We start from the raw sequence: 12564 nt of genomic DNA, 5'->3' as shown, positions 1-12564 counted from the left end.
AGTTGTGGAGCAGTTGGCGCGGCTGGCGGACGCTTGGGGCGTCGCCACTCGGTACGAGAACGCGGACCAGCAAGAGGTCGTCGTCGACACCGAGGTCGTGGTCGAGGTGCTGGCCCAGTTCGGGGTCGACGCGTCCACTGAGGACTCCGTCGCCCGCGCGCTCGCCGACGTCGAGCGGCGCCGGGCCGCACGGGCGCTCCCGCCCACGATCGTCATCCGCGAGTACGAGACGTACGACCTCCGCGGGCCCGCGACCATCGAGCTCGAGGACGGCACGTCGTTCGCCGTCGAACGGCACCTGCCCGACTCGCTGCCGCTCGGCTGGCACCGCGTGGTCACCGCGGAGCAGACCGTCACGCTCGCCGTCGCGCCCAGGACGCTGCCGGACGTGCCGCACACGTGGGGCTGGATGCTCCAGCTCTACGCCGCGCGCTCGAAGGAGTCGTGGGGGATGGGCGACTTCGCCGACCTCGCCACGATCGCGCGCCGGTCGGCCCTCGAGCTCGACGCGGGCGTCGTGCTGGTCAACCCCGTGCAGGCGCCGTCGCCGACGCACCCGGTCGAGCGTTCGCCGTACTCACCCGCGAGCCGCCGGTTCGCGAACCCGCTCTACCTGCGCGTCACCGACACCGCCGAGTTCCTGCAGGCCTGCCCGCGCACCCGGCAGCTCATCCGCGACCTCAAGCCCGCGAACGAGGAGCTGATCGACTACGACGCCGTGTGGGAGGCGAAGAAGCAGGCCCTGGAGCTGCTCTTCCCCGGCGGCGAGGTCGAGATGGACGACGAGCTCGCCAAGTTCGCCACGTACTGCGCGCTCGCCGAGGTGCACGGCGCGGACTGGCGGACGTGGCCGGAGGACCGCGCGGAGCCCCCGGCCGAGCGCGTCGCGTTCCACGCCTGGCTGCAGCACCTGTGCACCCGCCAGCTGCAGGACGTCCGGCTCGCCGCGCACGAGGCGGGCATGACCGTCGGCGTCATCCACGACCTCCCGGTGGGCGTGGCCCCCGGCGGCGCCGACACGTTCGCCGACCCCGAGGCCTTCGCGATCGACGTGACGGTCGGCGCGCCGCCGGACGCGTTCAGCGCGGACGGCCAGGGCTGGGGGCTGCCGCCGTGGCGTCCCGACAAGCTCGCCGAGTCCGGCTACCGGCCGTTCCGGCAGGTGCTGCACAGCGTGCTCAAGCACGCCGACGGCATCCGCATCGACCACGTCGCGGGTCTGTGGCGGCTCTGGTGGATCCCGCCGGGCCGGCCGCCGGCGCGCGGCACGTACGTCTACTACGACGCGGACGCCATGCTCGGCGTGCTCGCGCTGGAGGCGTACCGGGCCGGTGCCGTCGTGGTCGGCGAGGACCTCGGCACCGTCGAGCCGATCGTCACGAAGACCCTGCAGGAGAACGGCATGCTCACCAGCGCCGTCCTCTACTTCCAGCGTGACTACTACGCCGAGGGCGAGCCGCTCATCCCGCCGTCGCAGTGGAATCCCAACCAGATGGCGAGCATCTCGACGCACGACCTCCCGACCGCGGCCACGTTCTTCGCCGGTCCGGACGGCCCCGACTTCGACGAGCTGATGCGCCAGGAGGGCGTCAAGGCCGCCGACCGCGTCGAGGGCGCCCACGAGCTCCTCGCCCAGGCACCCTGCGCGTTGGTCCTGACCTCACCCCAGGACGCCCTGCGGGAGACCCGGCAGCCGAACGTGCCGGGCACGATCGACGAGCACCCGAACTGGAGAATTCCCCTACCGGTTCCGCTGGACGACTTTTTCCCACGGGTTCGTGAGATCACCCGTCCACTGCGCAGTCGCGGAAGATGAAACTTTTGCGTAACGGCAGGTCATGGACCTGAGGAGTACTGTTAGGCCGTCACCCGACGGCGGAAGACGAACGTTCTTGGAGGTGGCGTACCCGATGAGCTCAGCCGTGAGCACGCGGACACCGACCGGCGTGCTGGAACTGGCCGTCGAGCAGGTCCTCGCTTCGGTGAGACCGACCGCGCTCGGCGACCCGGTGGCCGGGGCACGGCGCGCGGAGGAATCGCTGCGTGACGCGCTGCGGGACGCGGGTCCCGTGGACGACAACACCGCCCTGCAGCACGCCCTGGCGTGCGCGGAGGCCGCGTGCGAACACCTGAAGTACGCGGAGATCCAGGAGGCCCGCACGTTGCTCACGGCCGCACGTGGGCAGCTTGTTCTTGCACACGAACGAGCGTGATGCCGGGAACGGGTTAGCCGGATAGGGTCGGCGGGTAGCTAGTCCCCGTGACGAGGAGCAGCAACATCGTGCGACCCTGGCCTGGCAGGCCCTACCCGCTCGGCGCCGGATATGACGGCGTGGGCACCAACTTCGCTCTCTTCTCCGAAGTCGCGGAGTACGTCGAGCTCTGCCTCTTCGACGAGGACGGCACGGAGACACGAGTGAGGCTGCCGGAGGTGGACGGCTTCGTCCACCACGGCTACCTGCTCGGTGTCGGTCCCGGCCAGCGCTACGGGTACCGCGTGCACGGCCCGCACGACCCCTCGCGCGGCCTGCGCTGCAACCCCAACAAGCTCTTGATCGACCCGTACGCCAAGGCCATCTCCAACGGCCTGGCGTGGGACGAGTCGCTCTACGGGTACAAGTTCGGCTCGCCGGACGAGCGCAACGACGACGACTCCGCGCCCCACGTGCCGAAGTCCGTGGTGGTGAACCCGTTCTTCGACTGGACGAACGACCGCTTCCCGCGGACGCCGTACAACGAGAGCGTCATCTACGAGGCGCACGTCCGCGGCCTCACGATCGACCACCCCGAGATCCCGCCGCGCCTGCGCGGCACCTACGCGGGCCTCGCGCACCCGGTGATGATCGACCACCTCACCAAGCTGGGTGTCACCGCGGTGGAGCTCATGCCGGTGCACCAGTTCATCAGCGACCACACGCTGATGGAGCGCCGGCTCAGCAACTACTGGGGCTACAACACCATCGGGTTCTTCGCGCCGCACGACGGTTACGCGGCGTTGCCGCTCAACCAGGTGCAGGAGTTCAAGGGCATGGTCCGCGCCCTGCACCAGGCGGGCATCGAGGTCATCCTCGACGTCGTCTACAACCACACGGCGGAGGGCAACCACCTCGGCCCGACGCTCTCGATGCGCGGCATCGACAACGAGTCGTACTACCGGCTGGTCGAGGACGACCCGAAGTTCTACATGGACTACACGGGCACCGGGAACTCGCTGAACGTGCGCGCGCCGCACACGCTGCAGCTCATCATGGACTCGCTGCGGTACTGGGTCACCGAGATGCACGTCGACGGCTTCCGGTTCGACCTCGCGGCCACGCTCGCGCGCGAGTTCTACGACGTGGACCGGCTGGCGACGTTCTTCGAGGTCGTGCAGCAGGACCCGGTCGTCTCGCAGGTCAAGCTGATCGCCGAGCCGTGGGACGTCGGTCCCGGTGGCTACCAGGTCGGCAACTTCCCTCCACTGTGGACCGAGTGGAACGGCAAGTTCCGTGACACCGTCCGCGACTTCTGGCGCGGCGAGCCGGCGACGCTCGGCGAGTTCGCGTCCCGCATCACCGGCAGCAGCGACCTCTACCAGGACGACGGCCGCCGCCCGTACGCGTCGATCAACTTCGTCACCGCGCACGACGGCTTCACGCTGAACGACCTGGTGTCGTACAACGAGAAGCACAACGAGGCCAACGGTGAGGACAACCAGGACGGCGAGAGCCACAACCGGTCCTGGAACTGCGGCGTCGAGGGGCCGACGGACGACGAGGAGGTCCTCACCCTCCGGCGGCGCCAGCGGCGCAACCTGATGGCGACCATGGTGCTCGCGCAGGGCGTGCCGATGATCGTGAACGGCGACGAGTTCGGCCGCACGCAGAACGGCAACAACAACGCCTACTGCCAGGACAACGAGGTGTCCTGGGTGGACTGGTCGCTGCTCGAGGCCAACTCCGAGCTGATGGAGTTCACCTCGGCGCTGACCGCGTTCCGCAAGGCGCACCCGGTGTTCCGGCGCCGCCGGTTCTTCGCCGGCCGCCCGATCCGCAAGGGCGAGGAGCTGCGCGACATCGCGTGGTTCACCCCGTCGGGCGAGGAGATGACCGAGCAGAACTGGGAGGACGACTTCGGCAAGTGCATCGTCGTCTTCTTCAACGGCGAGGGCATCCCCGACCTCGACTCGCGCGGCATGAGGGTGGTCGACGACTCGTTCCTGATGGCGTTCAACGCGCACCACGAGGACATCGAGGTCACGCTGCCCGACGCCGAGTACGGTCCGGAGTGGAGGGTCGTGGTGGACACCGTGACCGGCGAGGTCGGCAAGGGCGAGAAGCCCCTCGCGGCGGGGGAGACCCTGAACCTCACCGCGCGGTCGCTCGTCGTGCTGCAGCGGGTGGGCTGATGGGCGCGCCGTCCTCCACCTACCGCGTCCAGTTCACCCCGTCCTTCACCTTCGCCGACGCCGCCGCGGTCGCCGACTACCTGGCCCGGCTGGGGGTCGGCGCGCTGTACGGCTCGCCGATGCTTGACGCGCGCGAGGGATCGACGCACGGCTACGACGTCACCGACCCGACGAAGGCGCGGCCCGAGCTCGGCGGCGACGAGGGCCGGGTCGCGCTGCAGGACCGCCTGCGGGAGCACGACCTCGGGCTGGTCGTCGACATCGTGCCGAACCACATGGTCGTGCCGAACCCGTGGTGGGAGGACGTCCTCGAGAACGGGCCGGCGTCGCCCTACGCGCGGTACTTCGACATCGACTGGTCCTCGGGCAAGGTCCTGCTGCCCGTCCTCGGCGAGGACGCCGAGGACGAGGTGCACGAGCACTACCTCAAGGCGAACTGGCGGCGCGGCAACACCGAGCTGAACTACCGCCGGTTCTTCGACATCACGGAGCTCGCGGCGATCCGCGTCGAGGACCCCGAGGTGTTCGAGGCGACGCACCGCGCCGTGTTGTCGTGGGGCGTCACCGGGTTGCGCATCGACCACCCGGACGGGCTCGCCGACCCCGGCGGGTACTTCCGGCGGCTGCGCGAGCACTTCGACGGCTGGCTCGTCGTCGAGAAGATCCTCGGCCCGGACGAGGAGCTGCCGCAGAGCTGGCCGGTCGACGGCACCACGGGCTACGACGCGCTGCGCGAGATCTGCGGCGTGTTCATCGCCCCCACCGAGGCGTTCGGCGGCGACTTCCACGAGGTCGAGCACACGTCGCGGCAGCAGGTCGCGGACTCGATCCTGGTGGCCGAGGTGCGCCGGATCGCCCGGCTGGTCCAGGGCGTCGAGTTCGAGGACGCGTGCCGGGCCGTGGCCGAGGTGATGGTCAACTTCCCGGTCTACCGCTCGTACCTGCCGGAGGGCCTGCGCTACTGGGAGACCGCGGTCCGGCTGTCGCGGTCGCCCGCGGTGCGCGCGCTCGACGAGCAGGTCCGTGCCGACCCGCACGGCGAGCTGGCGACGAGGATCCAGCAGACGTCCGGCATGGTCGTCGCGAAGGGCACCGAGGACACCGCGTTCTACCGGTACACGAACTTCGTGGCGCTCAACGAGGTCGGCGGCTCGCCGGACCGGTTCGGCCTGCCGGTGGAGGAGTTCCACCAGCGGGCGGCCCGGCGCGAGGCCGCGGAACCGGCCGCGATGACCGCGCTCTCGACGCACGACACGAAGCGCTCGGAGGACGTCCGGGCGCGGCTCGCCGTGCTGGCCGAGATCCCCGAGGCCTACCTGGCGTTCGAGGCCGCGATGACGGAGAAGCACGGCATCTCCGAACCGACGCTGAACCGCCTCGCGTGGCAGTCGGTCGTCGGCGCGTGGCCACTCACCGAGGACCGCCTCGGCCAGTACCTGGAGAAGGCGTCGCGCGAGGCCAAGATCAGGACGTCGTGGGTCGACCGGGACGCCGAGTTCGACGCCGAGGTGGCCGCGTGGCCCGCCAAGGCGCTGAACGAGCCCGAGGTCGCCGCCTTCGCCGAACGGATCAAGGCGCCCGGCTGGGTGAACTCGCTGGGGCAGAAGCTGGTCCAGCTGACCGCCCCCGGTGTGCCGGACGTGTACCAGGGCACCGAGCTGTGGGACCTCTCGCTGGTCGACCCGGACAACCGCAGGCCGGTCGACTACGACGTGCGCCGGGACCTGCTGGCGCGCATCGAGTCCGGCTGGCTGCCGGAGGTCGACGACTCGGGCGCGGCGAAGCTCCTGGTGGTGCACAAGGCTTTGCAGGTGCGCAAGCGCGGCCTGCACGGCTACCGGCCGCTGCGCGCCGAGGGGCCGGCCGCGGACCACGTGCTCGCGTTCCAGCGGTCCGGGGTGATCACGGTGGCGACCCGGCTGCCGGTCGGGCTGGAGCAGAAGGGCTGGCAGGACACGGTTCTGCCGTTGCCGGGCGCGGGGTGGACGGACGTCCTCACCGGGCGTCCCGCGACCGAGGACCTGGCCTCGTTGCTCGACACCTATCCGGTAGCGCTGCTGGTGCAGGGGGATCAGTGAGCTTCTCCGTCTGGGCGCCGACGCCCGAGTCGGTGCACGTCCGCGTCGACGGCGTCGACCACGAGATGAAGCGCGACGGCGACTGGTGGCACTCCGAGGCCGAGGGGACGGACTACGCGTTCGTCATCGAGGGCGAGGCGTACCCGGACCCGCGGTCGCTCCGGCAGCCGAACGGCGTGCACGAGGCCTCCCGCGTGTACCGCCACGACTTCGAGTGGACCGACGGCGGCTGGACCGGCCGCGCGCTGCCCGGCGGCGTGATCTACGAGCTGCACATCGGCACGTTCACGCCGCAGGGCACCTTCGACGCCGCCATCGCCAAGCTCGACCACCTGGTGGACCTCGGCATCACGTTCGTCGAGGTCATGCCGGTGAACAGCTTCGACGGCGTCGAGGGCTGGGGCTACGACGGCGTCCTGTGGGGCGCCGTGCACGAACCGTACGGCGGGCCGGACGGGTTCAAGCGGTTCGTGGACGCCTGCCACGCCCGCGGCCTCGCCGTGCTGCTCGACGTGGTCTACAACCACCTCGGGCCGTCCGGCGCGTACCTCGACCGGTTCGGGCCGTACTTCGCGGGCCGCAACGACTGGGGTCCCGGCCTCAACCTCGACGGGCCGCGGTCCGACGAGGTGCGCCGCTACGTCGTCGACAACGCGCTGCAGTGGCTGCGGGACTTCCACGTCGACGGGCTGCGGCTCGACGCCGTGCACGCGCTGGCGGACTCGCGGGCGACCCACGTGCTGGAGCAGCTGGCGGTCGAGGTCGACGCGCTCTCGGCGGCCGTCGGCAGGCCGCTGACGCTGATCGCCGAGTCCGACCTCAACGACGCGAAGCTCGTGACGGCGCGCGAAGGCGGCGGGTACGGCCTGCACGCGCAGTGGTCGGACGACCTGCACCACTGCCTGCACGTCGCCCTGACCGGGGAGACCTTCGGCTACTACGAGGACTTCGCGGCGCCGGGAGCACTGAAGACCACGCTCGAGAAGGTGTTCTTCCACGCGGGCACCTGGTCGTCGTTCCGGGAGAAGCACCACGGCAAGCCGGTCGACACGGCGCTGATCCCCGGCCACCGGTTCCTCGCCTACACGCAGAACCACGACCAGATCGGCAACCGGGCCGCCGGCGACCGGCTGCCCGCGACCGTGTCGACGGGGAAGTTGTTGTGTGCGGCGGCGATCGTGCTGACCTCGCCCTACACGCCCATGATCTTCATGGGGGAGGAGTGGGCGGCGTCCACGCCCTGGCAGTTCTTCGCGTCGTTCCCGGACCCCGGGCTCGCGGAGGCCGTGCGGACCGGCCGGCGGCGGGAGTTCTCCCGCCACGGGTGGGGCGAATCGGACGTTCCGGACCCGATGTCGCCGCAGACCGTGGAGAACTCGCGGCTGAGGTGGGACGAGGCCGGTGAAGGCGACCACGCACGTGTCCTGGAGACCTACAAGGCCCTGATCGCGTTGCGGCGCTCCCGCCCGGAGCTGGCCGATCCGCGACTGGACAGGTTCCTGGTGGTGCAGGACGGGGAGTGCTTCGTGTTGCACCGCGGTGAGACCCGCGTGGTGGTGAACTTCGGCACGACCCCCGTCCCGCTGCCTCAGGGAGACGTGCTGCTTACCTCCTCGGCGATCCCGTCGTCGCTCTCACCGGAGTCGTTCGCGGTGGTCGCGTCGACGTGATCCCACAGCATCTGGTCGGCCAGGTCCACCGGCCGACCCAGGTGCGCGTGCACGAACGCCCTGACCAACCGGTCGGCGGCGACGTGCAGCTTGATGTTGTGGTGCTGGGAGATGTGCACCAGCAGCTGGAACGCCTGCTGGGGTGTGCAGGGTTTGCGTGCGGCGATCAGGCCTGTGGCCTGCCCGATGACAGTCCGGGACACCAGAGCTTTGCGCAGCCCCGCCACCTCGGCCTCGAGGGCGGTGATTCTCGCGGACGACACCGCCAGCTCCTTTCGCGTCGTCGTGGTCACAGCGGCATGCCGGTGTGTCGACGGGCTCTGGAGATGCGTTGCGAAGGGCGGGCACACCCAGAGCAAGCCGTCACACCGGCTTGCGGCTGGGTTCTCAACCGCGAGTGATCACCTTATCAAGGGTTTCGATCGGTGCTCGCCGGGTAACCGAGTTGCATGGGTGCCGATGAGAAGTTCGAGAACAAGGCCGAAGAGCTCAAGGGCCGCGCGAAGGAAGCCGTCGGTGACGCCACGGACAACCAGCAGTGGCAGGCCGAGGGCCGCGCGGAGCGCGCCAAGGGAGCTCTCAAGCAGGCCGGCGAGAAGGTCAAGGATGCCTTCAAGTCCACCAAGTGACACTGACGGCGCCGCCCAGTTCGTCCCCGAGGGGAAGAGCTGGGCGGCGTTGCGTTCGGCGGCGGAGGGGTGCCGGGGGTGTGACCTCTTCCACGACGCCACGCAGACCGTGTTCGGCGAGGGGCCGGTGCCGGCGAGGCTGATGATGGTCGGCGAGTGCCCCGGTGACCGCGAGGACACCGACGGTCATGTGTTCGTGGGCCCGGCCGGGCGGTTGCTGGACAAGGCGTTCGCGGCGGCGGGCATCGACCGCTCGAAGACGTACCTCACGAACGCGGTGAAGCATTTCCGGTTCACCGAGCGCGGCAAGCGCCGGATCCACCAGACGCCCCGGCGGAGCGAGGTCGTGGCGTGCTTCCCGTGGCTGCGCGAGGAGATCCGCGTGGTGAAGCCGCGGTTGGTCGTCGTGCTGGGGTCGGTGGCGGCCAAGGCGCTGCTGGGGCCGTCGTTCAAGCTGACCGAGCACCGGGGTGAGGTGCTGGAGCACGACGGGCTGCGGGTCGGGGTGACGGTGCACCCGTCGGCCGTGGTGCGGGCCGAGAACTTCGGCGAGGCCTTCGACGCGTTCGTCGCGGATCTCGAGGCCGTGCGGAAGGCCTGAGCTCCCGCCTGTGGTGGCAGGGGAAAGGCATACCGCCGACGGCGCTCGCGGAGATCCGAAAACGGGACAACCCCCGGACGACTCCTGCGCGAGCAGGCCGAGCGGGACCAGCGCTCGAAGTCCGGGGGTCGGGTGGCTGCCTGGGTTTACGACTAGGCGTCACCAAAGGCGGTCCTAGCGGACAGCCACCTCACGAGTCCTGTAGCTATACAACTTGGGACCACCTCCTCTCTTGTGTACTGCGAACCTATGCCTCGATCGCCAGGCCTCGCAACGGACTTTTCTCACGCCACCCGGCGCCCGCGTTTCGCGTAGAATCCGCAGGCATGGTGCGCATCCCCCTGACGTCACTGGAACGGGAGCGCGGCAGGCGGCTCGGTCAGTTGCTGAGGGACGCCCGCGGCGAGGAGAGCATGGTCGAGATCGCGGCGCGCGCCGGTCTCTCCGCCGAGACCGTGCGCAAGATCGAGACGGGACGCGCGCCCACGCCGTCGTTCTTCACCATCGCCGCCCTCGCCGGTGCTCTCGGGATCTCCCTCGATTCCATCAACGAACTGCTGGCGCCGCAGAGCCGTTCGGCTTGATACCCACGATGGTGGGGCATTTCTCCTCCGGCGTTCCCACGAAAGTCTGAGTCGGTCGCCGGATTCCGGAACGATCCTTGACGTCGCTTCCCGACCCGTGCTCCGGTGGAGTCGCGAGATTCGCACTTCTCGAAGCAGGGGGAAATGGTGAAATTCATTTCAGCAGTGGTCGCCGCGTTGTTCGCGTTCACCCTCGTCGGTGCGCCGACGGCGTCCGCCACGGCAGAAGCGCAGATCAGCAGGGGTGAGTTGCTCAAACGAGCGGCGGTGTGGCTGACCGCGAACAACGGCAAACAGGTGCCGTACAGCATGTCGAAGTACTGGAAGGACGGGTACCGGCAGGATTGTTCGGGCTATGTCTCGATGGCTGCGAACCTGGGCAACGGAAATCCCAAGGGCGGTCCGAACACGGTCGCCCTCGCGACCAGCAAGTACACGACGCCGATCAAGATCGCCGACCTGAAACCCGGCGACCTGTTCATCGACCCGGTCGACGAACCCGGCGACGACTTCCGCCACGTCGTGATCTTCGAGAAGTGGACGAAGGCCGACAGGTCGCAGTACATGGCGTACGAGCAGCGCGGCAGCCACGGCACCGACCACCGCGCGCTCACCTACGGCCTGAAGGACAGCAAGTACAAGCCGTACCGGCTCAAGAACGTGACGGGCTGACCGTCACGCTCGATCGTGGCCGCGCAGGCGCAGGGCCGACCGGCTGAGCGCCACCGCCGCCACGACGGCGACGAGCACGCCCGTGGACAGGATCTGCCCGCGGGCCTGCTCGTCGCTGAGCATCAGCACGATGATCCCGGCGATCGCGGCCAGCGCCAGCCACGACAGGTACGGGTAGCCCCACATCGGCACGGCCGGGTTCGTCATGGTGCGCCGCAACCGGATCTGGGACACGGCGATGAACCCCCACACGACGAGCAGCGCCGAGCCCACCGCGTTGAGCAGCAACAGGAACACGGTGTCGGGCCACAGGTAGTTGAGCAGCACGGAGAAGAAGCCGAACGCGGTCGACGCGAGCACCGCGTTGCGCGGCACACCGTTCTTCTTGTCCAGCAACGCTTTCGGTGCCTCGCCGCGCTCGGCGAGCGAGCTGAGCATGCGCGCGGCGCCGTAGAGGGTCGCGTTGATGGCGCTGAGCAGCGCCACGAAGATGACGACGTTCATGATCTGCCCGGCCGCCGGGATCCCGATCCGGTTCAGCACCGCCACGTACGGGCTGGCGCCGACCTCGGAGTCGTTCCACGGCAACAGGGTCACGACCACGGCCAGCGAGCCGAGGTAGAAGACGAGCAGCCGGGTCAGGGCCGTCCGGACGGCCTTCTTGACGGCCTGCCTCGGGTCCTCGGCGTCGGCCGCGGCGATCGTGACGACCTCCAGGCCGCCGAACGCGAACACCGTGGCCATGAACGCGGCGATCACGCCGCTCCAGCCGTTCGGCAGGAAGTCCCGCAGGTTGCTCGCGCCGGGGGAGTCGACGCCCGGCAGCAGACCGGCGATCGCCGCCACGCCCAGTGCGAGGAAGAGCACGATCGCGGCCACCTTCAAGCCCGCGAACCAGAACTCGAACTCGCCGAAGTTGCGGACGTTCGCGAGGTTCACGGCCGTGAGCACGCTCATGAAGAGCAGCACCCAGGCCCACTGCGGCACCACGGGCAGCCAGCCCGACGCGATCTTGGCCGCACCGGTCGCCTCGACGGCCAGCACCACGCCGACGGTGGCCCAGTACGTCCAGCCGACGGTGAACCCGGCCCACGGGCCGAGCGCCTTCTCGGCGTGCACGGAGAACGCGCCGCCGCTCGGGTACTCGGCGGCCATCTCCCCGAGCATGCGCAGCACCAGCAGGGCCAGGACCGCGGCGAGGCCGAAGGAGAGGAGGACGGCCGGGCCGGCCAGCGCGATGCCGGCACCTGTCCCGACGAAGAGCCCCGCTCCGATCACGCCTCCCAGCGCGATCATGGTGACGTGCCGTTCCCGCAGGTGAGTCACGCTTTCAAGCCCCGTTCGAGTGTGCCGCTGGCGGCCCGATAGTGAGTTCATGGCGGCGGAGAGTCAAATCGTGTGATCGGAGTTACACCGCACCGCGACAGTGAGGGTGGGATCCATGAACTCGCCTGAGGGAGTACTGCCCGCCGGAGTCCTGCCCCGCCTCGACACGTTCGCCGGCGCGCTCGAGCGGTACGCGAAGTGGGGGTGGCTGGTGCTGCGGTCGGAGAACCGGGTGCTGCTCACCACCGACCACACCGTGTCCGCCGTGGAGATGGCCGCGGGGATCGGCCGGGAGGTGCACGACTACCTCTCCGTGCGGATGCTCGGCGGACCGGTGGTGCTGCTGCCGTCCGTGAGCGGGATGCCCGGCCGGTGGCTCGTCCTGACCGAGTCCGCCGACGAGGCGTCGCAGGTGAACCTGATCCGGTTGCGGGCCAGGGGCGCGCTGACGCACCGGCTGGGCACGCTGGTCCCGTTGCCGCCCTCGCGGATCGACGGGGGCGGCGTGCGGTGGCTCGGGGACGTGCCGGGCGCGAAGCCGTTCCTGCCGCCGTTCTCGGCCGTGGTGGCGGCGCTGCGGGCGGTCACGGAGACGGCCGGGCCGCGCTGACCGGTCC

Annotated in this window: 12 protein-coding genes; 10 read left to right on the top strand and 2 right to left on the bottom strand. The window is 69.8% G+C overall.

Annotated elements, in window-relative coordinates:
• The first annotated feature begins 4 nt into the window (after positions 1-4).
• The 5 genes from ABZX02_RS35505 to treZ all read left to right on the top strand — a co-directional run bounded on the left by ABZX02_RS35505 (position 5) and on the right by treZ (position 8135).
• Positions 5-1816 (top strand): 4-alpha-glucanotransferase, encoded by a 1812-nt coding sequence (locus tag ABZX02_RS35505; protein ID WP_355305032.1) that lies wholly within the window; start codon positions 5-7, stop codon positions 1814-1816.
• Positions 1817-1910: 94 nt separating this feature from the next.
• Positions 1911-2213, top strand: a complete 303-nt coding sequence (locus tag ABZX02_RS35500) for a hypothetical protein (RefSeq protein WP_355305030.1) — start codon at positions 1911-1913, stop codon at positions 2211-2213.
• 68 nt (positions 2214-2281) lie between these two features.
• On the top strand, positions 2282-4387 hold the full coding sequence (gene glgX, locus ABZX02_RS35495) for a glycogen debranching protein GlgX (RefSeq protein WP_355305028.1): 2106 nt from the start codon (positions 2282-2284) through the stop codon (positions 4385-4387).
• On the top strand, positions 4387-6465 hold the full coding sequence (gene treY, locus ABZX02_RS35490) for a malto-oligosyltrehalose synthase (RefSeq protein ID WP_355305026.1): 2079 nt from the start codon (positions 4387-4389) through the stop codon (positions 6463-6465). The genes glgX and treY overlap by 1 nt, the downstream gene beginning before the upstream one ends.
• Positions 6462-8135 (top strand): malto-oligosyltrehalose trehalohydrolase, encoded by a 1674-nt coding sequence (gene treZ / locus ABZX02_RS35485; RefSeq protein WP_355305024.1) that lies wholly within the window; start codon positions 6462-6464, stop codon positions 8133-8135. The genes treY and treZ overlap by 4 nt, the downstream gene beginning before the upstream one ends.
• Here treZ and ABZX02_RS35480 read toward each other — a convergent pair.
• The gene (locus ABZX02_RS35480; RefSeq protein ID WP_355305022.1) at positions 8054-8398 is read right to left on the bottom strand and encodes an ANTAR domain-containing protein; all 345 of its coding nucleotides are present in this window, start codon (positions 8396-8398) and stop codon (positions 8054-8056) included. The genes treZ and ABZX02_RS35480 overlap by 82 nt on opposite strands.
• 186 nt (positions 8399-8584) lie before the next feature.
• Between ABZX02_RS35480 and ABZX02_RS35475 the strand changes: the two genes are divergently transcribed.
• The 4 genes from ABZX02_RS35475 (at position 8585) to ABZX02_RS35460 (ending at position 10621) form a co-directional block, all read left to right on the top strand.
• The gene (locus tag ABZX02_RS35475) at positions 8585-8764 is read left to right on the top strand and encodes a CsbD family protein (protein ID WP_355305020.1); all 180 of its coding nucleotides are present in this window, start codon (positions 8585-8587) and stop codon (positions 8762-8764) included.
• Positions 8742-9365 (top strand): UdgX family uracil-DNA binding protein, encoded by a 624-nt coding sequence (locus ABZX02_RS35470; protein ID WP_355305018.1) that lies wholly within the window; start codon positions 8742-8744, stop codon positions 9363-9365. Before ABZX02_RS35475 ends, ABZX02_RS35470 begins: the two co-directional genes overlap by 23 nt.
• 326 nt (positions 9366-9691) lie before the next feature.
• On the top strand, positions 9692-9949 hold the full coding sequence (locus tag ABZX02_RS35465) for a helix-turn-helix transcriptional regulator (RefSeq protein WP_285630610.1): 258 nt from the start codon (positions 9692-9694) through the stop codon (positions 9947-9949).
• 144 nt (positions 9950-10093) lie between these two features.
• Complete coding sequence (locus ABZX02_RS35460) at positions 10094-10621, top strand: hypothetical protein (RefSeq protein WP_355305016.1); 528 nt, start codon at positions 10094-10096, stop codon at positions 10619-10621.
• A 3-nt stretch (positions 10622-10624) separates the two neighbouring features.
• Here ABZX02_RS35460 and ABZX02_RS35455 read toward each other — a convergent pair whose 3' ends face one another.
• Positions 10625-11947 (bottom strand): amino acid permease, encoded by a 1323-nt coding sequence (locus tag ABZX02_RS35455; RefSeq protein ID WP_355305014.1) that lies wholly within the window; start codon positions 11945-11947, stop codon positions 10625-10627.
• A 115-nt stretch (positions 11948-12062) separates the two neighbouring features.
• Here ABZX02_RS35455 and ABZX02_RS35450 point away from each other — a divergent pair, with 115 nt between their 5' ends.
• Positions 12063-12557: a hypothetical protein gene (locus tag ABZX02_RS35450; protein WP_355305012.1), complete on the top strand. Its 495-nt coding sequence runs from the start codon at positions 12063-12065 to the stop codon at positions 12555-12557.
• Positions 12558-12564: the final 7 nt, after the last annotated feature.

The organism is Lentzea sp. NPDC003310 (assembly GCF_040610935.1).
GTDB lineage: Bacteria > Actinomycetota > Actinomycetes > Mycobacteriales > Pseudonocardiaceae > Lentzea.
Note: the sequence above shows the minus strand (reverse complement) of the source record. Positions and strands in the feature narration are given on the sequence as shown.